This window comes from Leptolyngbya sp. ST-U4 (assembly GCF_039962215.1).
Taxonomy (GTDB): domain Bacteria; phylum Cyanobacteriota; class Cyanobacteriia; order Elainellales; family Elainellaceae; genus Leptolyngbya_A.
This window is the reverse complement of the sequence record NZ_JAMPKZ010000045.1, coordinates 1-23,271: the sequence shown is the minus strand read 5'-3', so window position 1 is coordinate 23,271 and position 23,271 is coordinate 1. Positions and strand designations below refer to the sequence as shown.

Here is a 23,271-nt window from a genome sequence, read left to right as displayed (position 1 = left end):
TTTTTGTTCGGCATTGGTCAACCGCAGGCGCATGAGTGGGTGCATAAGCTCACTCCAATTCTCAATACTGCGTTGGGGTACGAAAAACAATTGCCCGAGCGCAGTCCTTGGCGATTGGAGCGTTTCAGAGCTTGAAGTCGCTCAGCAATCATTCTCGGCAGTCCGTTGTTGAGACTTCTTTGAGCGCACGATCGCAGATACCAAATCCCATTCTCCAGCCGATTTTTATCTATAGGTGATCCTTTCTATGAAATGGGTTGCTTCTAGTTAGTTTGATCTACTGTTCGTTTATCTCAATTATGACAATCACCAATCTCATCCGGTTTAATAACCGCCGAGGCGATATCTTCGGCGATGTCACGACTGCCGTTGTCTACTCCTGGCTCTGGACTTCGGCGTTGCCTCTGGGGTGGGGGCCCTCGGTGGACTCTACGGGCGGTTTGTGGCGGCTCTTTTGCCGCCCTGGTTAGCAGTGCCCCAACGTTGATCTCTGAACCGACCGAGCCAATAACCGTAAGCCCAGTCAATGGGTGCTCGTGCAACACCTGCGCTGTAGGGGTGAAGTGCCTCCCTCCTGCTCCCTTTAACTCGTTAAGGTTCATCTAGCTCATTTATTGCAATACTCCTCGTCAGAGGATGCATGAGGTATTCGTGGATTTTTTGTCCTTGTTTTTCATGGACTTCGTTAAAGGGATTCTCATTGTATTCATCGCGCGCTATGGAATATGGTCAGCGAGAAGAGACAGACGCTCTCTGGTTGCATAGAGCATTTGGTAAAGGGCATATCGAATTGAGAAAACTCTGCGATCGCAATTCACGTTGACCAAAAATATACGGATTTTCTGAGAATAAAAGGAAACTTATGATTTGCATTTGACATTACTTAGCAGATTCATGTGAAGCGATCGCAAATTTGTGCGGATTTAACGATAGACTTAAGCACAACATATAGACTTAAAGGCATGGAGCTTCGGGCAACTATAGATAAAAGTCTATGGATTGTAATGCAGGACAGCTATCACCTTCCAGTCCCATTGGAAGAGTGGCCATTCTAAACACCCTGGCGACATGTTCTCGCCGAACACCTGTGCTGTAGGGGTGAAACGCTTCTCCCTTACCCTTTAAAGCTCACCTATCACAATAGTCACCCCTCTTCAGAGGAGGCATAAGGAGGTATTCGTGGATTTTTTGTCCTTGTTTTTCATGGACTTCGTTCAGCAATTGCAGTCCCCAACACTCAGCTTTCTGATTGGTGGTATGGTCATTGCCGCCCTTGGTAGCGAATTGGTAATTCCAGAGGCGATTACTCAGATCATCGTCTTCATGCTGCTCATGAAAATCGGTCTGACCGGTGGTCAGGCGATCCGCAATTCCAACCTAACGGAGATGGTGTTACCCGTAGCGTTTGCTATAGCAGTAGGAATTCTCATTGTATTCATCGCGCGCTATACATTGGCCAAGCTGCCGAAGGTCAAAACCGTAGATGCGATTGCGACCGGGGGGTTGTTTGGTGCTGTGAGTGGCTCTACTATGGCCGCCGCCCTGACTGTACTGGAGGGACAAAACATCCAATACGAGGCATGGGCTGGCGCACTCTATCCCTTCATGGATATCCCAGCGCTCGTAACGGCGATTGTGGTGGCCAACATTTATCTCAAAAAGAAGAAGCGTAGTGCAGCAGGCGAGTCTCTCAGTAAGCAGGAGTATCACAGTCCCGCAGGAGAATATACCAGTACCGCAGGCGCGGCTTTCAGTACCGCAGGCGCATCTCTACCTGTAGGCACGTCTTTCAGTACCACAGGCGATTATCCCAGTCCCGCAGGCACGTCTTCCAGTCCCGCAGGTGATTATCCCAGCAGCCGACAAGAGTATCTCAGAAAGCAACAGTCTGCGGATAATCGGGTCAAAATATGGCCGATCGTGAAGGAAAGCCTCCAGGGACCTGCCCTATCGGCAATGTTGCTCGGCATTGCTCTTGGCATATTAGCCCAGCCGGAAAGTGTCTATAAAAGCTTCTACGATCCCGCCTTTCGCGGCTTGCTTTCGATCTTGATGCTGGTCATGGGTATGGAGGCTTGGTCAAGGCTTGGCGAACTGCGTAAGGTGGCCCAGTGGTACGTCGTGTATAGCGTGGTAGCACCGTTTGTGCATGGGCTTATCGCCTTCGGTCTCGGCATGATTGCCCACTACGTCGCAGGATTCAGCCTGGGCGGTGTCGTGGTTCTGGCTGTTATCGCCTCCTCCAGTTCAGACATTTCAGGTCCGCCCACGTTGCGAGCCGGTATCCCGTCGGCCAATCCCTCCGCCTACATCGGGGCCTCCACAGCCATCGGTACGCCCGTTGCGATCGGCTTGTGTATACCGCTCTTCCTCGGACTCGCCCAGGCGATAGGCGGCCGCTAATCCCGACGGGTCGCGGTCTGTCGGTGCTTCCTTGACCCGGCAGACCGAGTAGATCAATATACAAGATCAAGATACATAGGTACGGAGGTAATCAACATGGCAAAGCCAGCCAAAAAGCTTGTCATCGTCACGGAAAAGATTCTGCTGAAAAAGATCGCCAATATCATCGATGAATGCGGGGCGACTGGTTATACGGTGGTGGAAACTGGCGGTAAAGGCAGTCGCAACGTGCGCTCGTCAGGACAACCCAACGTTTCTGACACCACGGCGAATATAAAATTCGAGGTGCTCACCCCGGATCGGGATATGGCCGAGAATATTGCGGATAAGGTCGCAGTGAATTTTTTCCTCGATTTTGCGGGCATGATCTATATCTGTGACGCGGAGGTACTGTACGGGCACAGCTTCTGTGGACCAGACGGCTGTTGAATCGAGACGACGCAGACCTAAATGGCCGGGTCATGCCCCGGCTTTTTGTTGATCGTTATTCAAAACGTTAGTCGATTTAGATGATGCCCAAGCGGAGGAGCTGATTGTGATTCAAGATAATCTCAACACCTATTCGCCCGCGTCGCTCATTGACGACTAGGCTTGTCTCGATCCAGGCAACCGCATCCAAAGCATGACCGTCCTTGATCGGTTGCTTTTTTCATACCCTTCCGCAGTTTTATGACTCCCTTTAACCTTTAACCTTCATCGCTTTAAACTCATGATTTTGTCCAACATTCTGCCTCCTTTCAGTGGGGGGATAGCCGCTCTCATGGCTCCGATACTATTCCTGGCGACCGTTGTTGCTGAGGATTCACCCATTATTCTGTCTGGCGTATCGCTGACGCTGGTGGTGATTTATCTGGCCAGCAAGTTCGGCGCAGAGATTGCTAGGCGATTGGGTTTTCCGCCCGTCCTGGGGGAACTGGTCGCTGGTGTAATTGTTGGTGTTTCGGCGTTGCACCTAGTGAACTTTCCCGAAGGGGGGCTGTCTGCTTCTGACTCGGTGATTATGACGGCGCTGCAAGAATTGAATCAAATGGCACCGGATGCGCTGACCCGGATCTTTGAGTCGCAAAGTGAAGCGATTTCGGTTCTGCTGAAATCGGCGTGATTATTGGTTGTGTCGCAAAAACTGGTGGGTGGTAAGGTAAATAGGACTAAACCTCCTCCTCCGATGTCTACTGCTTCTCTGTTGAAGTGGCGGCACTTCTTGCCCAAAATCATCCTGCTGAACGTGCGGTGGTACTGCCGTTACTCCCTCAGCTACCGCGATTTGGAGGAGATGATGCAGGAGCGCGGCATGGGAGTGGATCACTCGACCATCAACCGTTGGGTGTTGAGGTACGCACCAGAGCTAGACAAACGGATTCGACGACACCTGAAACCGACGAACGACTTATGGCGCGTGGACGAAACTTATATCAAAGTTAGGGGAGTGTGGAAGTATCTATATCGCGCTGTGGATTCCCAGGGTAATACGCTGGACTTTATGCTCAGTGCCAAGCGAGATGGCAAGGCAGCGGCAAGATTCTTGCACAAAGTACTCAAGGGTCAGCACACTCAAGCTCCACGGGAGATAACAGTGGACAAGAATACGGCTTACCCAGCGGCAATGGAAACGCTCAAAGCAGATGAAACGATTGAAAAAGAGACCGAATTAAGGCAGAGCAAATATTTGAATCATGGGGTTGAGCAGGATCATCGATCGATCAAGCGCATCGTGAAGCCGATGATGGGATTTAAGACGTTCAACGCAGCAAGATGAACGTTGAGCGGGATTGAAGCGATGAATATAATTCGGAAAGGACAAGTAAAAGAAGTCAAACAAGGGGACAATGTGTCTCAAGTGAAGTTTATCGAAGCGATCTTTGGAATTGCTGCTTAAGGGAACGCAAACGATACAGATTGTTTGTCCTTAAAAAGTTTTTGCGACACAACCATCACAGAGGTATCACACATGGTCTGGATTGCACCTAATGTGCTTTCAATTTGGACAAATTTGGTATCAACCGGATTCTCCTGGATGAATCCTTATTCTCCGACATTAGCAATGGCATCGCCTGAAAATGCGTCCATCGTTTTATCGGGGGTGCTGCTGAGTCTGGTGATTATTTACTTCGCTAGTAAGCTGGGTGGTGAAATTTCAAAAGCGTTAGATTTTCCGCCTGTGCTAGGCGAATTGATTGGCGGTGTGCTGGTCGGAGCTTCAGCATTTCATTTGCTGGTGTTTCCAGAGAGTGGCGCACAGGCAACCGATTCTTTGCTAATGCCGATTCTGCAATGGGTTGGGGGCTTAACACCTCAAGCCGTCATCGAAGTGTTTGAGTCACAAAGCGAGATTATTTCGCTTCTAGCAGAGCTTGGCGTAATCATTCTGCTGTTCGAAATTGGCTTGGAGTCCGATCTGCGCGAGTTGCAGAAGGTGGGCTATCAAGCGGCGATCGTTGCTTGCGTGGGAGTAGCGGTTCCCTTTGCCGCAGGTACGGTAGGGCTGATGCTGCTGTTTCATGTCGCTGCAATTCCTGCGATTTTTGCCGGAGCAGCGTTGACGGCAACCAGTATTGGTATTACTTCAAAAGTGTTATCGGAATTGGGGCGACTCAAGGCGCGGGAAGGACAGATTATTGTCGGTGCGGCAGTCATTGATGATGTGCTAGGCATTATTGTGCTGGCGGTGGTTGCCAGTCTTGCTAAGACGGGTGAAGTCGATGTGATGAACGTGGTTTATCTCATCATCAGCGCGACGGGTTTCCTGCTGGGTGCAATCCTGTTGGGCAAGTTCTTTAATCAGGCATTTGTGACGATCGTAGACAAACTCCAGACACGCGGCAAACTGGTAATTCCGGCCCTGATCTTTGCGTTCCTGATGGCGTTTCTGGCAAACGCAATTCATCTGGAAGCAATTTTGGGTGCATTTGCAGCGGGGTTAGTTCTGGATGAAACCGATCGCCGGAAGGAACTTGATCAGCAAATCATTCCGATCGCCGATATCCTGGTTCCCGTTTTCTTTGTGACGGTGGGCGCAAAAGCAGATTTGGGCGTACTGAACCCGGCTGTTGCCGCAAACCGGGAAGGCTTGGTGATTGCGGCATTTCTGATTGTCGTAGCAATTATCGGCAAGGTTGTGACCGGCTGGGCGGTGTTTGGTCAACCTGGCATTAACCGTCTGGCGATCGGCGTGGGCATGATTCCGCGTGGTGAAGTCGGTCTAGTGTTTGCCGGGATTGGTTCTGCCAGTGGCGTGTTGAGTAAACCGCTAGAGGCAGCGATTATTACAATGGTAATTTTAACCACATTCCTTGCGCCACCCTTCCTACGCCTGGCGTTTGGGCAGTCTTCAGATTCTGATGAATCCGAACTGTTGATTGAGACAGGGACGATGAAGCGTGAACCTCAAACATTACCATAAAGGTAAATAGGTAACTAAAAGTCCCCCTTTTTCAGGGGGATTTAAACGAAGATTGACCAGTGCCAGTTTAGATCAGCCACTATGAACCCCTGGCAGCAATTCACTCAATCCGTTCGATCGGCCGTCAGCGATGACGGATTCTTGAGTCTGCTGAAAAAGGTAGAAACATGGGTTGCGAAGATTCTCTCGATCGCCATGACAGGCGTGATTTTCGCTTCAGTAACCGAACTCTTTATTTTTCTCCTTCGAGAAGTCTGGTTTAATAATAAACTTGCAAATCCAGATGAGTTCTTTACAGTAACGCTGCTCTCGATGTTTGGCTTATTTCTCAATATCCTGATCGCATTGGAGCTGTTAGAAAACATCACTGCCTACTTGAGAAAGCACGTGGTTCAACTGGAACTGGTGATTGTCACATCGCTCACAGCCGTTGCCCGTAAAATCATCATTTTTGACTTTAACAAAACAGGTGGACTGGAGCTAATGGCTCTGGCTCTGGCAATTTTTGCTTTGTCAATCAGCTATTGGATTGTGCGGCGCAATCGTGAACGTCAAGTTTAACAAAATCAATCTACGGATAATGGAGCCTGCATGGGTTTAGCAGTGGATTCAGTAGACTGGGCGGATGGATAGCGATTAATGTCAACACAGCCAACTGTCACGATCGCGCCAAATGCCAAACCAACTAGCACGCTCCAGCCATGAGAAGGATCAAGGGTGTAAAGCAAGCGGCGATTCTTGCCATAAATATGAATTGCTCACCCCTCGTTCACATTATGGGAATGCGGCAAATTCTGATCTAGCTTCTTCATGATAACCTTCCTCACTCAAGACATGAATGTAGCGCATCAACAAGCAAACGCAATGCGTCTTTTGTGAACTGTATTGAGAAAAGGGAGCAACCGCAATATTGGAAGTATTTAGGTTTTCTTTGGAACTAATAGAATTTTCTTAGTTCTCCTGAAATTCAGACTGCCCATAGTACGGCTTCCATAATCAAACCCTGTCTCTGAAGTCATCAGATCAGTCATCAAATTAATCATCAGATTATGCATCGATAGCATTAAGACTCGCGTAAGAGCCAGAATCAAAGTATAATGATATTGCTATTCAGTCTCAGTCAATCATTGAATTAAGTCTATGCTTTCCGCAAAACATTAAGCAGGAACGCAAGAACAATTTGAGGCGATCGCGCTCCCAGATCAATCCTAGCCTGCGCCATCGCTCACAGTTTTCGCCATCTCTTAGGGTATCCATTCAACGCTGTTAGGGGAAGGGACTGTGCTAGAAGCCTGCGTATTTGGAACAATATTGTGCGGATTCTTCGGTATTATCCTGAAGAAAAGCCTGGTGCTGAAGATTATTTCAATGGATGTTATGAGTACGGGGGTTATTGCCTACTATGTACTCGTTGCATCCCGCGATGGTTTATTTACACCGATTCTTTCAGATATTTCAACAGAAAAATACGCTGATCCTGTCCCTCAAGCAGTTATCTTAACAGCGATCGTCATTGGCTTTTCAATTCAAGCACTCATGCTGGTCGGCGTGATGAAGCTGGCGCAGGATAACCCAACGTTAGAAACAAGCGAGATTGAGCAAAATAACACACTATGAGTAGCCTCACGCTCGTCTGGATTAGCCTGCCGTTTTTCATCGGGTTTATCAGTTATCTGCTTCCCAAACTGGCTCGCTATTTATCACTAGGAGTGGCGATCGCTTCGGTCGGCTATGCCTTGCTGCTCTTTACCCAACCGCCGCTGCCACTGCAATTACTGGATCACTTTGGCGTTACTTTGCTGCTTGATTCGCTGAGTGGTTTCTTTATTCTAACGAATGCGGTCGTGACAGCCGCCGTTATTCTCTATTGTTGGGGCAGTGATAAAACAGCCTTCTTTTATATGCAGACCATCATCCTGCATGGCAGCGTCAATTCGGCGTTCGCCTGTATGGATTTCATCAGTTTATATGTGGCGTTAGAGGTCATTAGTATTGCCGCGTTTCTGTTAATTGCTTATCCCCGCACGGATCGATCGATTTGGGTTGGGCTGCGATATTTGTTTACCAGCAACGTTGCCATGCTGTTTTATCTGGTAGGCGCAGTTCTGGTTTATCAAGCGAGCCATTCCTTTGCATTTACCGGATTGCGAGAAGCACCACCAGAAGCACTTGCTCTCATTTTTCTAGGACTTCTCGTTAAAGGCGGAATTTTTGTATCGGGGCTGTGGCTACCGTTGACTCACTCTGAATCAGAAACGCCTGTATCAGCAATGCTGTCCGGTGTGGTCGTTAAGGCAGGGGTTCTGCCGCTCGTACGCTGCGCTTTACTAATCGAGGAAATTGATCCTTTGATTCGCATTTTTGGTGTAGGAACCGCTTTGATGGGTGTTGGCTATGCTGTTTTTGAGAAAGACACCAAGCGGATGCTGGCGTTTCATACCGTTTCCCAACTGGGTTTTATTCTGGCTGCACCCGAGGTCGGCGGCTTTTATGCGCTAACGCATGGTTTAGTAAAGTCGGCACTTTTTCTGATTGCAGGCGTTTTGCCCAGCCGTAACCTCAAGGAGCTGCAACATAAGCCCCTCACTACACCAATTTGGCTTGTTTTAGTGATAGCAAGTTTCTCGATTTCAGGGTTTCCTCTGCTATCGGGGTTTGGGGCGAAGGTTTTGACGATGAAAAGCCTGTTGCCCTGGCAGGTCATTGGGATGAATGTGGCAGCTCTAGGAACAGCAATTTCCTTCGCCAAGTTTATCTTTCTACCTCATCAGAACCAAGCGGAAGCGAAAAAGAACCAGCCAGGATTCTGGACAGCGATCGTCTTGCTGATTGGGGGACTAATTCTGGCAAATCTAGTGTATTACGAGGCATATAGTCTTGCGAATATTGTCAAACCCCTGATTACAATCGCTCTAGGCTGGTTAGCGTATTTTCTAATCTTTCGACAAACCGTTCTCAAGTTACCGCGTTTGCTTGAGCAATTTGATCATCTGATTGGAGTAATGAGTTTGATGCTAATCCTGCTCTTTTGGATGGTGCTAGCATGATCGGATATCTCAATCTCATCCTGCGACTAGTTATCTGGTTTTTGCTCACTGCCAATCTAAGTGTGGCAAATATCATCATCGGTATTTGTGTTGCGTTCCTACTGCCACACTCTCAAACTGCCTTTGGCGCGCTTAAAGATTGGCTGCGGGTGCTCTGGGAAATTATTGTGGCAATTCCTCAAGCATATTTGGAAGCATTTGAATTAATGTTACATCCCCATACGCGAGAGGAGATCACAATGGAGCGAGTTAAACCGAGGCGATCGCCCGGACTCGTTTTTCTAGATATCTTTCTAATTACCTTTACACCCAAAACAATTGTGGTGAAATACCACGAAGCAGGTTGGTACGAAGTTCACCGAGTGCAGCGGAGGAAGAGGACATGAACCTGATTCTTATTGCCATGATTCTGGCTTTACTCATTCCTATCTACGAAGCTTCACAGGATGAGGATATTTGGCAGAAAATGCTAGCTTTTGCCAGCATCGCAACGAAGACATCCGTGATGATTTTGGTTGTCTCTGTTTTGCGTGATGATTGGATGATTGGAGTTGTTGGAGTCATTATCCTAAGTGTAGGAAATGCTGGATTAATGCTGCTAGCTCATGTGATTAGACGAATAAATGCATTATGATCAACATCCTCAGCTATGCCTGCATTATTGTGGGAATTGTCTTCTGGTTTTGGGGAACTTTTCCCCTACTTGGCAAGCAATCGGTTTTATTTAAGCTGCATAGCCTTTCAGTTGCCGATACACTTGGGTCGATGAGTATTATCTTCGGGCTGCTTCTGAAGATTCCTAGCGAATGGTCGCTACTCGTTCTTGCCCTGATTTCTCTGGCAATCTGGAATACGGTACTGGGCTATGTACTGGCATATTGTTCTAGTGGTGGAGGAGATAATGAACGCTAGTGATTTTAGCTACATTAATGCGATCGTTGCGCTCCTGCCACTGACAGCGGTGATGCTTACTGTTCAGGTCAACCCCTACAATGCCTTGGTATTGCGCGGCATTCTGGGAGCAGTGGCAGCTCTAGTCTATGCGATTTTAGGAGCAGCCGATGTGGCATTAACCGAAGCATTGGTCGGAACCATGTTGGCGATTACGCTTTATGTCGTAGCAGTCCGTTCGTCTCTGGTAATGCGGATTGGTATACTCAAAAGTGCATTGAGCGAGACAGATAATAATCAACCCCTAGCCTACTTAATTGCTGACTTAAAAACAATTGCCAGTCGATACTATTTGCGGCTTGAACTGATTTCCTACCCTGATCCAGAATCCTTAAGTCAAGCATTGATAGAAAAAGAAGTTCATGCAACCTGTATCGGTCAACGACAACTGAACCAGCAAATTTCTCCAGCATCCGAATCTGTACAAAAACCCTATCACACAGCCACTCGCATTCGTCGGCTTTACAGCATTCTGCAAACAGAACTGGTATCCTCCGCAACCAGTCTTGCTTACGTTACTGTACAGGACTCAGGGGAGAAGCATTAGATGAAATGGCTTTATATTGCGGCAGGCATTGCTCTATTCGTCAAATTTCTCATCATGCCCAATCCAACCGCAGGGGGTTTTGATTTATCGATCGTTGAAGCGGTTGTGCAGGATAGTGGAGTGCCAAATGCTGTGTCAGGCATCATTTTTAGAAATCGGCTATACGACACAATTTTTGAGGTTATCGTGTTTACGATCGCCATCATGGGTGCTCACTTTCTATTAGCAAATGAACGCCCGTTTTGTAGCATCTATCAATTTCGTGATCAACCTTCAATTGTGCTGGCACAACTTGGAGCAACAATTGCTGCAATCGTGGGGGTGGAACTGGCAATTCGAGGGCATCTGAGCCCGGGAGGAGGCTTTGCAGCAGGCGTTGCAGGCGGAACTGCAATCGGATTGGTGTCAATCACCTCCTCTTCGCAGTGGATGGAGTCAATTTATCAACGCTGGCACTCTGCAACCTGGGAAAAAATTTCCGTGCTGATGTTTATTGTACTGGCAGTGTTCACCCTGATAGGCATTGAGTTGCCTCATGGAGAGCTGGGCGCACTGCTTAGTGGTGGAGTAGTTCCTCTACTCAACATTCTGGTTGCAATTAAGGTTGCGTTAGGGTCATGGGCAGTTATTCTAGTATTTATTCGTTATCGGGGATTACTTTGATCATCTCCTTTAGACGTAGAAGTGCCCTCCTTCAGTACCGCATACTCGGCGCAACAAAGAGATCGACCACTTCACCGATTCCTAACCCCAATCCTGCTACGATCACTAACCATAAAAATAGGTCCAGTTGCTTTAATCCAGCAGCTCGCATTTCTAGAAGTGCATAAAGCAATGTGATCAGTGGCAAGAGGATAAGGCTCAGCAATATCGGTTCTACAAGTGTTAATGCTACGATCAGACTAAAAAGCAGGCTGGCACTGATAAGAACGAATACCTGCTGCTTGGTTAGCCAGGTTAAGCACTCTAGAACAGGATTGCTTCTCCAGGCGATCGTGAGGGTTGTTCCTACCACAAATGTACTGACTAGCCAAAAGATATGGTGAGCTGCTAAGTACCATCCCATAAGTGCATAGGCTGAACCAAGCAAACTTAAAGCTAGCCAGAGCTTTTGGGAAGAAATCTGGTTGTTCATAGAGATAATGCCTGCGGATGCAGCATATTGAAATATTAAAGGTAATGGATTGCCTCAACTATAGCGAAAATTAGGTCTGTAGAACGGGTTGTGCGTCAGATTGAGAACGCAGTACGGTCAGAAATACTTGAGCCGCTAAAACCAGGGTCATGGGTCGATGCCATCCCTGCCAAGAACACACCTCATAATCCCCTAATCCCAACTGACTCTTCGCCAGTTTGAAACATTCCTCGATGCCTCCTTCCGGATCATGTTTGAGCCATTCCTGTACCGTAGCTCGGTGTCGTCCCAAAATGATGCCGCTTGTTGCATGGTTTTACCCGGCTTGCTTTTGAGCAGATACAGCAAGTGAATCCGTTCTTGGCCAGTTGCTGTTTTCTGCGATCTTAGCAACTGCTTGATCTCATCTTCACTCTCTTGAATCTCCAGTTTGTAAACTCCTACCATCCGTTATGACTGAACTCTCTATTCGTCTTATAGCATCTGTCGTTCAATTTTCAAGAATTGGTATAAAGCGTGTCGAGGGTTTCGGTGGACGTTTGGCGACAGGCAGGACATTGGAAGCGTTGAACACCCTTACGAGTTCGACCGTGTTTATAAACTCTGGTATGGTCATAGAAGGGACAGCGCATAGCAAACACACCACCACAACATCGCTTTTATTCTACCTGCCCACACTTTTCCGACGCACAACCGATTATTCAGCGGAACCCTGAAGTCGCAAAAGTATATAGGTCTCAAGCAGAAATTAATTTCTAGTTAATGTTCCATTATTGGAAGCCTCATAGAGTGATCGCCGGTACTGAGGGTAGGGCAATTGGAACCATAAGTTGAGCGGTGTTGCTGAATCGGAGTATGATACGCCCCCCTAGCCCCCCAACTTTGGGGGAACCAGAATTCAAAGTCCCCCAGCATTGGGGGATTTAGGGGGCAATGCAGAAGCTAAATTTGCACCGTTCATATCCTGATTCAGCAACGCCAGTTGAGCAGTTCTATTTAGAAGCATAAAGTGAGCAAGTTGCTCAACTTATGGGTGCAGTCACATATGAGGCCGCAACAAAATCGTTCTCGCCTAGTTGCGGGTTACGCAAATACTCGATTCTTCAAATTTAGCTATTTGAAAGCATTTTAGCCATCACTTTAAATCCATGGACTAGATTTGGACTAGATTCTAACCCCTATTTTTGCCTGCTTTTCTACCCCCTGCTTTACCTGCTCGAATAGTCATCTCCAGTCTACCGCTAGTGTATCGCAAGTTATTCAACATCCAGCCGCTTAGATACCCAGAACAAAAATGAAGCAGCTTCGCCTCCGTATCGTTTACATCGTCTGTGGTTAATCGGATCTAATGTAAGCAATTTCAATGAGCGCCCAATGAAAACCTTATGAACGATCGCAGCTACCCAATATTGAACTTTAAAGCTAAATGCGATCGATCAAAAAATTGCGAAAGCCACAATTGGCAAATGAACGAAAAGTTAGACTCAGAGAAACTCAGAACAATTAAACTTAGAAAAATGTTATGCAATGCAATTGATCATACGATCGGAAAAGTTTTGGCTGATGTATTGCTATCGCATACTGATGCAGCACTGGAATTGTTGATGCAATTGTTAACGTCATTCGGAATCAAGCAACTCTATACCGATGGCTGGAGCGGTTATGCCCGGTTACCCAGCCATTACACCCAAAGAATTGAACGGAAACACCTGACGTTACGAACGCGAATCCAAGGTTTGCCCGCAAAACGATTTGTTTTTCAAAGCCCGAGCAGATGCGTGGCATCGTCATCGGACTATTTGTGAACCGCCATAAATTTAGTCTTCCCATCTAAACCCCTTCCGCGGGGCTAGAACATTACCCTGCTGCAACAATGTCTCTTAATGAGTCTACTGTGTTTCTAAACTAGTCTCAAAATGAGAAAATTTTTATTATTTATAGACTTAAAACAATAAAGGTGAGTCTCAAGCAAGACTAAAATTGAACTCCTTCAATCTCCCTTTGAGACTGAAGAAACAATAAGGTAGCGTTTCAGAACTATGGATCAGTCAAACGGCTCATCCAAATTCGTATCGATTGATAAACAGCCCAATCACAATGTTCTAGACCCGTAGAAGCAAGGGAGAATAGAGCTATGTCTACCTCCAAACGTCCCGATGGTTTTAGAAACTGTTCTTTGTCCTGCTTGTCACGGTTCTAAGGGGGTTAAACATGGCAAATCATCTGAGGGCAAACAACGCTACAAGTGCCGCAATCCTTACTGCCCCCGCAGCACCTTTATCCGGCACTATTCTTACCGGGGCTATTGGCCGGAGGTCAAACAACAAATTGCGGATATGGCAGTCAATGGCAGTGGCATTCGGGACACGGTTCGTGTGTTGGGAATTAGCCCCACAACGGTCATTGAAGAGTTAAAAAAGTCTCGCCACCTGAAGTGAGTGAACCAACCCCTGCCGGAATAGTTGCCCGAACCTGAGGCGGTCGAAGTGCTCCTCCAGCGCGTGGATGAGGCAGAAATGGATGTTCCCATGCTGGATTGTATAAGACAAAAGGTAATGCCAAACTGCTCGAGGCAGGAAGGCTAAAGGGCAATCGCATTCCAAGCGCACAGCAAGAACAACAAACGTCGGATGCTAACGCGAACGAGACAGCAATTAGTTGAAGACCGAGCAGCCGTCAAAAATAAGATCAGAATGAAATTTCGTCAGTGGGAATTGATTGAGTCTGATAAAAATCGAACCATAAGCCACAAGTTGGTTCAAGAACTGCCTAACTGTGTTACGGCAACTGAACCCAAAATCGTAATTGAATCTTATTGAAATATTTGGAAGAAACTTGATGAGGAAATCAGCAAGCTAACCCAAGCAATCAAGGAACAGGCAAAGACAGACCCCAACGAGGCAACTTACCCGTTCAGCCTCTGGGGTAGGTCCCCTCTCTGCTCGCTGCCAGGATGGGCAGACACACCGATGCATTCATTGAGCAATGGGTCATCAACACAGAAGGAAAAATCATATACAAGCAGTTCGACACCGATGACTGAGATGGATACGAACGCGTCTTGCCACCCGACATTAGACACTACATTGGCAAAGACAAAATCCAACGATTAGAGCGGACGAATGGCACAATTCGACAACAAACCGGAAGATGGCATTGACGACAGAACCAATTTGGCAAGGTGCGGGAACAAACCAAAGTGAGACTCGATTGGTGACCAGTTACGTCAATTGGATCTGGCAACACAGTCGCTTCAAATCCACTGCTGCGCAGCAAGCAGGATTAACGACACGGTTGTGGGATTAGTACGATATTGCCGCCTATCCCATATTAATTTAACGCACTACCAAGCAGTTTTTGCGATGCAATCGCAGGGTGAACTTTTTCGAGATTTTGTGGTTATGTCAAAAAAATGCGAGTTGTGGAATGCCCGTAATTCTACGTAAAACGGCGTTTCTTCAAGAAATCTTTACGTTGCTTCCGAGTATCCTCACTTAGGTTTCTCTATTCGTCCTTTGATAATTCCACAAATCTACGGATCTCCCTTAGGAGTTGGGGAATGTAATTTAATATATATTCCCAGTGAAGCTACTCATCAGCTGCTGCAATCTACCCCTTCTCAGTGTTGTTACAGTTTCTAAAACACATCATTTCGCTCGCAAATCTGGGATATCTACCTATTTCTTAACGTTTGTGCAAGCAGTCAACTTTTTCATTGGTTTGAATCAGCTTTGAGAGAGCTGAACTGATAATCCCTAATGTCACAATCCATCTAAAAATAGAGTGTTTGACCATGAATGAGTTCAACGCTTTGACTTTATGGCTCTGCCAAACTATGTCTGAGGAGTATGTAGCGGTTCACGCTGAAAAAAATCCAGTTGTGCGAATTTCGGGTGCTGCCAATGTTACTCAAATCACCTGTATCTTGCAGCAGTACTCAATTCTTCCCAAAGCATTGGTGGTACTTCTTGAAGCAATGCGTAATCAAGCGTCGATCGCTGGCTGGGATGTTGCTATGAAGGAACTGGACGATAATCTTGCTGAGGAGCTCGGCAGCAAAACGCAGGGAATTCCTCATGCTGATTTGCTAGCGGAGGGGTTAGAGACGGCTTTGAAGGTGCCTATTAAAGCAGTTGTCCCTTCAACGGCAACCGCAGCCCTACTTGAACGGTTGGAGGCGATGACCCATCAACCCATTGCTTACTTGTCTGGTGCTGCTTTCGCAGTGGAAGCAACTGCAGTGCCAGAGTTGCAAATCATTGTCCGAATGCTGAATTTATTGCTGGAAGGAGCAATGCCAGAACAGCTACGGTATTTCTTTGAGATGCATCTCAATGAGTGGGAACCAGAACACGAAGCAAATTTGCGAAAGGCGATCGCACATCATCTCAAACCTGAGCATTTTAAGGCGTTTGAAATTGGCTTTCGTGCGATGTTGACGGCAATGGATGCGTGGTGGTCGGGCTTGGCAGCAGAGGCGTTGACTCAGCAAATCGTAGAGCCAGTGTATCGTTATCGTTAAAGACAATTAGAGCAGGTTTTCACTCGCCTTCTGTATCGAAACCTCATTCCAAATTGGCACAAGCAGATCGACACGAACAGCTTCTTCATTTGGTAAAACATCAGGAGTCTTTGATGAATCATCTCGCTCAGTCCTCAAAGCATTTGCTCGATGATTCTGGTAGCTCATCGGAGTATTTTCACAGGTTTGGGCTGCCAGGGCGCGCTTATTACAAAACAGATGTGTTCGAGCAGGAGATGCGATCGTGGAACCATACCTGGCAAATGGTCGGTCGAGAATCGCAGGTTCAAAATTTTGGGGATTATTTCACCTGTACAGTCGGAGACCAATCGCTGTTTGTCATTCGCACTGAAAATGGGAGCCTGCGGGCTTTTCACAATGTTTGCCCTCATCGGGGAGCGCAGTTGCTGGTCGATCAGGGTAATTGCCACCAAGTCCGATGTCATTATCACGCATGGCGATTTAGTCTAGAAGGAAACCTGCTGGGATTGCCTCAATCGCAGTGCTTTCCAGGGATTGATCGATCGGCGGTGCAGTTGCGCTCAGCGCAGGTTGATACGTGGGGAGGCTTTGTTTTTGTGAATCTGACCCCCACAGGTGAATCTTTGCAGACTTACCTGGCAGGCTTTCCGGCATACCTGGAGCAGTATGACCATGACTGGAAAGAACTGGAGCGGGTAGATTCCTGGTTTTATGAGGAACCTGTGAACTGGAAATTTCTGGTGGAAAATTACCTGGAGTCATACCATCTCTCGACGGTTCACGGCAAGAGTTTACAGTGCTTTGATCCGCGCAATATTCAGGCGACAATTACCGGGCGGCACTATCAAATTTGTGTAGGGTATGCAGCTCAGGATTCTATTAAGCAACACCAGGTATTTGCCGGAGAACCACAGCACAAGTCTTATCAAGGGTTTATCTTTCCAAACTGGATGGTGAACACTGCCAGAGATAATGTGTCGGTTTTTCGACTGCTACCTCTGAGCGCAACTCAGACACGATTTGAAGTGTTAATTTATCAAACACGATCGCAGCAAACCGCTTTTCCCTATAACCGCGACAGTTTTCGGGCAGAGTTCGATCGGGTGCTGCAAGAAGACTTTGGCGCAGTGCGGCTATTGCAGTCCAGCGTTCGATCGCAGGCTTATGGCGTTCTACAATTTGCGGCGGGTTTAGAAGATGGAATTCCCCACTTCCAGAGAACCTGGTTAGCAGCATTCAATGATTCCAGCCTTAATTAATGCCATCCAATCTGCTTGAATCTCGAACCTAAAAAGGGAAAAGCGGCAAGGTTTTTCTTGTAAAAGCAGAACCCTTTTCCTCTCTCAACATCACAAATTATCAAATTCATCTTATGAAGGATTTGCCGATGCGAGCAATCGAAACTGGAAACGGAATTCGACAAGTCCTCACTGAGAGTATCACTGCCAAGCAAATTCCATTTGATACGATTCCCTTAATTGATTTTGCATTGATGAGCAGTGATCGCGTTGCCGATCGGCAGCAGGTTGCCAATCAAATTTGTCAAGCCTGCCTAGAGGTTGGCTTTTTCTACATTAAAAATCACGGCGTTCCTCAGTCTGTTATTGATCACTCCTTTGCTCAGTCCAAACGTTTCTTTTCGCTGCCTTTGGCGGAAAAAATGGAAATTCACATCTCCAAATCTTCTAACCATCGTGGCTATGTACCCTTTCTGGAAGAGCGCGTCGATGTAACCGCTGAACCTGATTTGAAAGAGGCACTGGATTTTTCCCTGAATCTGCCTGCGGACGATCCAGATGTGCTGGCAGGAAAGTGGCTATATGGCCCGAACGTTTACCCTACTCATCTGTGCGGCTTTCAGGAAGCGATCGAGCGTTACTATAGTGAACTTCGGCAATTGGGGACGAGAATATTTCGCGCCTTTGCCCTGGCACTCGATCTGCCTGAGACTTTCTTCGATAACAAAACGACGAAACCCTTAGCCCAACTTCGCCTGTCTCATTATCCTCCCTGCAGGGGGGTAATTCACGAGCGTCAGATCAGCCTCGGTGCCCATACCGACTATGAGTGCTTCACAATTCTGGCACAGGAGGACGTTAAGGGCTTGCAGGTTTTAAACAGTGCAGGGGAGTGGATTGCAGCACCTCCCATTCCCGGCACTTTCGTCATTAATATTGGTGACCAGATGGCACGCTGGACCAATAATCGATTTCAGTCAAACATCCATCGGGCACTGAATCGCTCTAACCGCGATCGCTATGTGACAACACTCTTCTTTGCCCCTAACTATGACACGGTGATTGAGGTGTTTCCCTCCTGCACCAGTCCTGAGAATCCGGCTCGGTACGCGCCCATTACCGCAGGAGACTTTATTAGCAGCATTTATCACAAAACCTTCAGCTACCTGCAATAAAATTTGCGGCGTTGCTGAATCAGGATATGAACGGTGTAAATTTAGCTTCTGCATCGCCCCCTAAATCCCCCAGCATTGGGGGACTTTGAATTCTGGTTCCCCCCAAAGTTGGGGGGCTAGGGGGGCGTATCATACGCTTATTCAGCAACGCCAAATTTGCTTCTGTGGGCTTGCCTTGGCAGGATCGATGACAACCTACGCTAGCGGCGAGGGTTCTATTGGCGCATGCCCTTAGACCTCTGTTCACCAGGCAGAAAGCAGGACTGTCTTGACCCATCCCGGCTCTCAGGTGCGATCGCTTTATTCAAACTGGGAACACTAAGAGACATTGAAAGAGTTCTTACGCTCGTCCTGTAAGCGCAGGTCGTTAATTAGAAGAATTTTGCTTGCTCAACGGTGACAGGAAGACGTACCATATTTGACCTGCAAAACTCCGTTAATTCGTGAACTGCAAAGCAGACGATAGGGTAAAACCCTTTTTACGTCACGAATGTTCTGGAGCAGAATTGTGGGAAAGCAGTTAAAAGCAAAAATTGGCTCTCGTCAGGGAATTCCTTTACAGGTGATACTGGTAGTTCCCTTTGTGCTACAGATTTTTGCTGCCGTTGGCTTAACTGGTTACCTTTCGATTCGCAATGGACAACGAGCTGTAAATGACTTAGCTGTGCAGTTGCAGCGGAGCGTTAGCAATCGCATTAATCAGCACCTGGATGATTTTATTTTCACTGGGCGGCAAATTGCACAGCTTAATGCAAAAGCAATTGAACTTAAGGCACTGAATCCCGAAGACTTAGATCTGCTAGGGCGGTATTTTTGGCAGCAAATGCAGGTCTACAACCTGGGATACATCAACCTGGTTTCCGAATCGGGCAATTTTATTGGCGTGGGTCGATTTGAACGCAACAGCCCAGTGACGATCGATATCCTGTCGCCTCAGCGGTTTGGTAATAACGACGTTTATATCTACCAGGTAAACAGCCAGGGTGAACCTGCAACGCTGGATTTAGTGAACAAAACGTTCGACTTTAAGCAGGAACCCTGGTATCAGCAAACGGTGGAGCAGAAAAAACCGATCTGGAATTTATTTCAGTGGATCGACCCGCCTTACCATCTGTCGCTGGCAGCAACCTACCCCATCTATGATGCAAATGATCGTTTGAAGTATATTTCCTGGACGGAATTACGAACCTGGGAAATCAGTAGTTTCCTGCGTCAGCTTTCCGTAAGTACTTCTGGGCGAACCTTTATTCTGGAACGGAACGGTTTGCTAGTGGGTAGCTCAGCCGACGAGGAACCTTATCGACTTGTGAACAACAAGCCACAGCGTTTACGAGGTACGGAGAGCCGCGATCCGCTGATTCAAGCATCGGTGCAGTATATGCAGCAGCAGTTTCAAGATTTGAGCCAAATTAAGTCGCAGCAGCAGCTTGAGTTTTGGCAGAATGGGCAACGTCAATTTCTGCAAGTGACACCGTGGAGCGATGCTTGGGGGCTAGATTGGCTGGTCGTGGTTGCCGTGCCTGAAGCCGATTTTATGGGACAAATCCAAGACAACACGCGCATCACCATCTGGCTCTGTCTGATCGCACTGGGAACCGCTACGCTTTTAGGAATCTACACCTCCCGCTGGATTGCTCAACCGATCGCACGATTAAATGTTGCATCAAGGGCGATCGCAGCTGGAGAACTTGACCTGGTTGTGCAACCTGACCATGTTCGAGAGTTTGAGGAACTTGCCCATTCCTTTAATCAAATGGCTCAACAACTGCGTGATTCTTTCCGGGCACTAGAGTCGGCAAACCACGAACTTGAACAAACCAATGCAGATTTAGAAAATCGAGTTCACCAGCGTACCCTGGAACTTTCGGAGGCATTGCGCGATTTGCAGCAGACTCAGGCACAATTGATACAAACTGAGAAGATGTCTAGCTTAGGGCAGATGGTAGCGGGCGTAGCTCATGAAATTAACAATCCTGTTAACTTTATTCATGGCAATCTGAATCACGCGAAGAGCTATGTAGAAGAATTGCTCACAACCTTGAGCCTTTATCAAAAGCACTACGCTCATCCCGCCACTGAAATTCAGCAGTATGCCGAAGAAATTGACTTAGCCTTTTTGATGCAAGATGCACCTCAAATGCTGGAATCAATGCAAGAAGGCACTCGTCGGATTCGAGAAATTGTAACCACTCTGCGTAACTTCTCCCGCCTTGACGAAGCCGAGACAAAACAGGTTGACCTCAATCAAGGTATTGATAGTACTCTGCTAATTCTGAAATACCGCTTCAAAGCGAAGCATGAAATCCCTGAAATTCGGCTTGTGAAGCATTACGCAAACTTGCCTCTTACCGAGTGTTATGCAGGACAGATCAATCAAGTATTTATGAACATTTTGACGAACGCGCTTGATGCGATCGATCAGCGCAATAGTCAGATGACACTTCAGGAAGTGCAGCAGAATCCAGGACAAGTCACCATATCAACTGAATTAGATAAAACTCAACAGGTAATTGTCCGAATTTCAGATAATGGAATGGGTATTCCAGAATCAATCAAAGGCAAACTCTTTGATCCGTTCTTTACAACCAAACCTGTCGGAAAAGGAACAGGCTTAGGATTATCAATTTGCTATCAAATTGTGGTCGGACAACACGGTGGCAAACTCGATTACATTTCTACTCCCGGTGTAGGAACAGAGTTTATCATCGCCATTCCGCTTGTTGCTGTCGTTCAGTAAAAAAAATGGCGTTGTTGAATAGTGGTTCTATCGTTTGAGTGTTGCAACCGCTGTTTTCTATTGTCAGCCCAATGAAGATGTGAAGCAGAGCTGAGATTATCTCCCAAACCATTCTCAACCATTACAAGATTTAGGACTGGCGGGGGTGCTGTTACCAGCGCTCAATATGGCGTTTGGTCGATACCTGAACAAGCGTATTTCAGCATGATGGAGTTATAGCAACCGGAGGTTGAGAATCATGTCGCAAGAGGGAATTGCTAGTTTAGTCGATGCTATTCAGCAAGCTGCGTATCCCTTAACCGGGTCAGCCCAAGACTATGATGCTTTGCTGAAAGCGATCGGGGATGCTCGATTTGTGCTGATTGGAGAAGCATCTCATGGAACTCATGAGTTTTATCAGCAGCGAGCAGAAATTACAAAACGCCTGATTCAGGAGAAGGGCTTTATCGCAGTGGCAGTGGAAGCGGATTTTCCCAATGCTGACCGGGTCGATCGCTTTGTTCGGGGCATTAGCAAAGATACAACGGCAAGAGAAGCACTAGACGATCTCGATGACTTTCCGCTATGGATGTGGCGAAATACTGATGTGCTCGATTTCGTGACCTGGTTACGTCAGCACAACGATACCTTGCCTGATTATGGGGCAAAAGTGGGCTTCTACGGGCTCGATCTCTACAGCATGTTTGCTTCAATGGAAGCGGTGTTGACTTATCTGGAGCAGGTTGACCCCGAAGCGGCAAAACAAGCTCGTCATCGCTATTCCTGCTTTGACCATGCGGGCGAGGATTCAGAAAGCTATGGGTATGCGGCGACCTCTGGTTTAAACGCTCCTTGTGAAGATGAAGCTGTAAATCAGTTAATGGAATTGCAGCGTCGTCGGGAAGAATATGCCCAACCTGATGGCAACGTAGCAGAAGACGAATTTTTTGATGCTGAACAGAATGCTCGTTTAGTCAAAAATGCAGAAGCCTATTACCGTTCAATGTTTCAACGTCGAGTAAGTTCCTGGAATGTGCGCGATCGTCACATGGCAGAGACATTAGACCATTTGGCGGCTCATCTAGAACGACAGGGCAAACTGCCCAAGGTTGTCGTCTGGGCACACAATTCTCACTTGGGAGATGCACGGGCAACCGACATGAAGAAGTTAGGGGAGTGGAACCTGGGGCAACTGGTGCGAGAACGCTATGGACAAGATGCCTTCTTAGTCGGGTTCACCACTTACAGCGGTACAGTTGCGGCTGCCTCTCACTGGGGTGATCCGCCAAAATTTAAGCAGTTGCGTCCGGCTCTACCGGAAAGCTACGAAACGATTTTGCACCAGGTTGAATTGCCGCAATTCTGGCTCGACCTGCGCGATCAAAATTCAGCTGTTGCAGGGCTGCGACAACCGCGACTCGAACGGGCGATCGGCGTGATTTATTCACCTCGAACCGAGCGAAGAAGCCATTATTTTCAGGCTCAACTTCCAGCTCAATTTGATGCTGTGATCCACATTGACAATACAAGCGCAGTCGAACCACTCGATCATCCCGGAGGAGAAACGGCTTCGCATCAACCCTATAAACTCAAAGCCGCAGAAGTTCCAGGCACCTTTCCCTCCAGTTTATAACCTCACCCTTTTAGGCAAACAAGGCTAGAGTGGTTTGAATAATATAACAACTTTATCAGTAGCTCATTCTGAAGGTGGGGTGATCGTCTTCACAGTCATACCATTAGTATGAGGGAAGGGAAACTGTTCCTTGCATAGGATGGTCGTACAATGATTTTACCGATGCAAAACGATGTCCCTACTCCTGGTAGACCTCGACGGTACACTTTGAGAACCCCTTAGCGGGCAGCAATACTTTCAGCATCCTCAGGATCAGCAGGCGATCGAGGGGGCTGACGCTGCGCTTATTCTTATTTTGATGAATGGATCATTGTGGGCATCACCAATCAAGGAGGTGTTGCAGCAGGACATAAATCAATTCAAGAATGCATTGCAGAGCAACAGTACACCCTGCAACTCTTCCCGCAGCTTACAGCAAATTTCATGTGAATAGACCACAGTGATTGAACCAACCAATGGCGTCATCTTCAGTAATGAACTGAACTGCTTCCGTCATCGCTTGGTCGAGGGCTTGATCGGTGC

At 47.3% G+C, this 23,271-nt stretch carries 23 protein-coding genes and 2 pseudogenes; 21 read left to right on the top strand and 4 right to left on the bottom strand.

Annotated features, from left to right (window positions below):
• Window positions 1-299: 299 nt before the first annotated feature.
• From NDA02_RS25975 to NDA02_RS25945, 7 genes and pseudogenes are all read left to right on the top strand, one after another.
• A complete protein-coding gene (locus NDA02_RS25975; RefSeq protein ID WP_348256187.1) occupies window positions 300-470 on the top strand; it encodes a hypothetical protein in 171 nt (56 codons plus the stop codon).
• A gap of 709 nt (window positions 471-1,179) precedes the next feature.
• Window positions 1,180-2,403, top strand: a complete 1,224-nt coding sequence (locus tag NDA02_RS25970) for a sodium-dependent bicarbonate transport family permease (protein ID WP_348249671.1) — start codon at window positions 1,180-1,182, stop codon at window positions 2,401-2,403.
• A 96-nt stretch (window positions 2,404-2,499) separates the two neighbouring features.
• Window positions 2,500-2,832: a hypothetical protein gene (locus NDA02_RS25965; RefSeq protein WP_190790607.1), complete on the top strand. Its 333-nt coding sequence runs from the start codon at window positions 2,500-2,502 to the stop codon at window positions 2,830-2,832.
• Window positions 2,833-3,112: 280 nt separating this feature from the next.
• Window positions 3,113-3,502 (top strand): annotated as a pseudogene (locus tag NDA02_RS25960) (cation:proton antiporter); the annotation flags it as partial.
• A gap of 66 nt (window positions 3,503-3,568) precedes the next feature.
• Window positions 3,569-4,279 (top strand): annotated as a pseudogene (locus NDA02_RS25955) (IS6 family transposase).
• 138 nt (window positions 4,280-4,417) lie between these two features.
• Window positions 4,418-5,803, top strand: coding sequence for a cation:proton antiporter (locus tag NDA02_RS25950; protein WP_242067183.1), 1,386 nt, complete (start codon window positions 4,418-4,420; stop codon window positions 5,801-5,803).
• A gap of 81 nt (window positions 5,804-5,884) precedes the next feature.
• On the top strand, window positions 5,885-6,364 hold the full coding sequence (locus tag NDA02_RS25945) for a phosphate-starvation-inducible PsiE family protein (protein WP_190790609.1): 480 nt from the start codon (window positions 5,885-5,887) through the stop codon (window positions 6,362-6,364).
• A 5-nt stretch (window positions 6,365-6,369) separates the two neighbouring features.
• Here NDA02_RS25945 and NDA02_RS25940 read toward each other — a convergent pair whose 3' ends face one another.
• Entirely contained in the window at window positions 6,370-6,531 is a 162-nt protein-coding gene (locus tag NDA02_RS25940) for a hypothetical protein (RefSeq protein WP_190790610.1), read from the bottom strand.
• A 553-nt stretch (window positions 6,532-7,084) separates the two neighbouring features.
• Between NDA02_RS25940 and NDA02_RS25935 the strand changes: the two genes are divergently transcribed.
• From NDA02_RS25935 to NDA02_RS25905, 7 genes are read left to right on the top strand one after another with little or no spacing between them, the layout of a single operon-like run.
• Window positions 7,085-7,420 (top strand): NADH-quinone oxidoreductase subunit K, encoded by a 336-nt coding sequence (locus tag NDA02_RS25935; RefSeq protein ID WP_190790611.1) that lies wholly within the window; start codon window positions 7,085-7,087, stop codon window positions 7,418-7,420.
• Complete coding sequence (locus NDA02_RS25930) at window positions 7,417-8,850, top strand: cation:proton antiporter (protein ID WP_348256186.1); 1,434 nt, start codon at window positions 7,417-7,419, stop codon at window positions 8,848-8,850. Before NDA02_RS25935 ends, NDA02_RS25930 begins: the two co-directional genes overlap by 4 nt.
• Window positions 8,847-9,236 carry a Na+/H+ antiporter subunit E gene (locus NDA02_RS25925; protein WP_190790794.1) on the top strand — a complete coding sequence of 130 codons (390 nt, stop codon included), beginning with the start codon at window positions 8,847-8,849 and terminating at the stop codon, window positions 9,234-9,236. Before NDA02_RS25930 ends, NDA02_RS25925 begins: the two co-directional genes overlap by 4 nt.
• Window positions 9,233-9,484 (top strand): hypothetical protein, encoded by a 252-nt coding sequence (locus NDA02_RS25920; RefSeq protein ID WP_190790793.1) that lies wholly within the window; start codon window positions 9,233-9,235, stop codon window positions 9,482-9,484. Before NDA02_RS25925 ends, NDA02_RS25920 begins: the two co-directional genes overlap by 4 nt.
• Window positions 9,481-9,762 carry a monovalent cation/H(+) antiporter subunit G gene (locus NDA02_RS25915; RefSeq protein WP_190790792.1) on the top strand — a complete coding sequence of 94 codons (282 nt, stop codon included), beginning with the start codon at window positions 9,481-9,483 and terminating at the stop codon, window positions 9,760-9,762. The genes NDA02_RS25920 and NDA02_RS25915 overlap by 4 nt, the downstream gene beginning before the upstream one ends.
• On the top strand, window positions 9,752-10,348 hold the full coding sequence (locus NDA02_RS25910; RefSeq protein WP_190790791.1) for a DUF4040 domain-containing protein: 597 nt from the start codon (window positions 9,752-9,754) through the stop codon (window positions 10,346-10,348). Before NDA02_RS25915 ends, NDA02_RS25910 begins: the two co-directional genes overlap by 11 nt.
• Complete coding sequence (locus NDA02_RS25905) at window positions 10,349-11,011, top strand: Na(+)/H(+) antiporter subunit B (protein WP_190790790.1); 663 nt, start codon at window positions 10,349-10,351, stop codon at window positions 11,009-11,011. It begins immediately after the preceding gene.
• A gap of 31 nt (window positions 11,012-11,042) precedes the next feature.
• Here NDA02_RS25905 and NDA02_RS25900 read toward each other — a convergent pair whose 3' ends face one another.
• The 3 genes from NDA02_RS25900 to NDA02_RS25890 form a co-directional block, all read right to left on the bottom strand.
• Window positions 11,043-11,483: a hypothetical protein gene (locus NDA02_RS25900; RefSeq protein ID WP_190790789.1), complete on the bottom strand. Its 441-nt coding sequence runs from the start codon at window positions 11,481-11,483 to the stop codon at window positions 11,043-11,045.
• 70 nt (window positions 11,484-11,553) lie between these two features.
• Complete coding sequence (locus tag NDA02_RS25895) at window positions 11,554-11,775, bottom strand: hypothetical protein (protein WP_190790788.1); 222 nt, start codon at window positions 11,773-11,775, stop codon at window positions 11,554-11,556.
• A gap of 205 nt (window positions 11,776-11,980) precedes the next feature.
• Complete coding sequence (locus tag NDA02_RS25890) at window positions 11,981-12,115, bottom strand: IS1 family transposase (protein ID WP_190790787.1); 135 nt, start codon at window positions 12,113-12,115, stop codon at window positions 11,981-11,983.
• Window positions 12,116-12,868: 753 nt separating this feature from the next.
• On the opposite strand from NDA02_RS25890, the gene NDA02_RS25885 reads away from it, so the two are divergent.
• The 7 genes from NDA02_RS25885 to NDA02_RS25855 all read left to right on the top strand — a co-directional run bounded on the left by NDA02_RS25885 (window position 12,869) and on the right by NDA02_RS25855 (window position 22,749).
• On the top strand, window positions 12,869-13,288 hold the full coding sequence (locus tag NDA02_RS25885) for an IS1 family transposase (RefSeq protein ID WP_190790786.1): 420 nt from the start codon (window positions 12,869-12,871) through the stop codon (window positions 13,286-13,288).
• A gap of 351 nt (window positions 13,289-13,639) precedes the next feature.
• A complete protein-coding gene (locus NDA02_RS25880) occupies window positions 13,640-13,921 on the top strand; it encodes an IS1-like element transposase (protein WP_348256185.1) in 282 nt (93 codons plus the stop codon).
• Between the two features lie 1,355 nt (window positions 13,922-15,276).
• Window positions 15,277-16,005 (top strand): DUF3865 domain-containing protein, encoded by a 729-nt coding sequence (locus NDA02_RS25875; RefSeq protein WP_348256184.1) that lies wholly within the window; start codon window positions 15,277-15,279, stop codon window positions 16,003-16,005.
• A gap of 113 nt (window positions 16,006-16,118) precedes the next feature.
• Window positions 16,119-17,246: an aromatic ring-hydroxylating dioxygenase subunit alpha gene (locus tag NDA02_RS25870; protein WP_348249673.1), complete on the top strand. Its 1,128-nt coding sequence runs from the start codon at window positions 16,119-16,121 to the stop codon at window positions 17,244-17,246.
• A gap of 128 nt (window positions 17,247-17,374) precedes the next feature.
• Entirely contained in the window at window positions 17,375-18,400 is a 1,026-nt protein-coding gene (locus tag NDA02_RS25865) for a 2-oxoglutarate and iron-dependent oxygenase domain-containing protein (protein ID WP_190790782.1), read from the top strand.
• A 508-nt stretch (window positions 18,401-18,908) separates the two neighbouring features.
• Window positions 18,909-21,137, top strand: coding sequence for an ATP-binding protein (locus NDA02_RS25860; protein WP_348256183.1), 2,229 nt, complete (start codon window positions 18,909-18,911; stop codon window positions 21,135-21,137).
• 238 nt (window positions 21,138-21,375) lie between these two features.
• Window positions 21,376-22,749 (top strand): erythromycin esterase family protein, encoded by a 1,374-nt coding sequence (locus NDA02_RS25855; protein WP_190790780.1) that lies wholly within the window; start codon window positions 21,376-21,378, stop codon window positions 22,747-22,749.
• The last annotated feature ends 522 nt before the right edge of the window (window positions 22,750-23,271 follow it).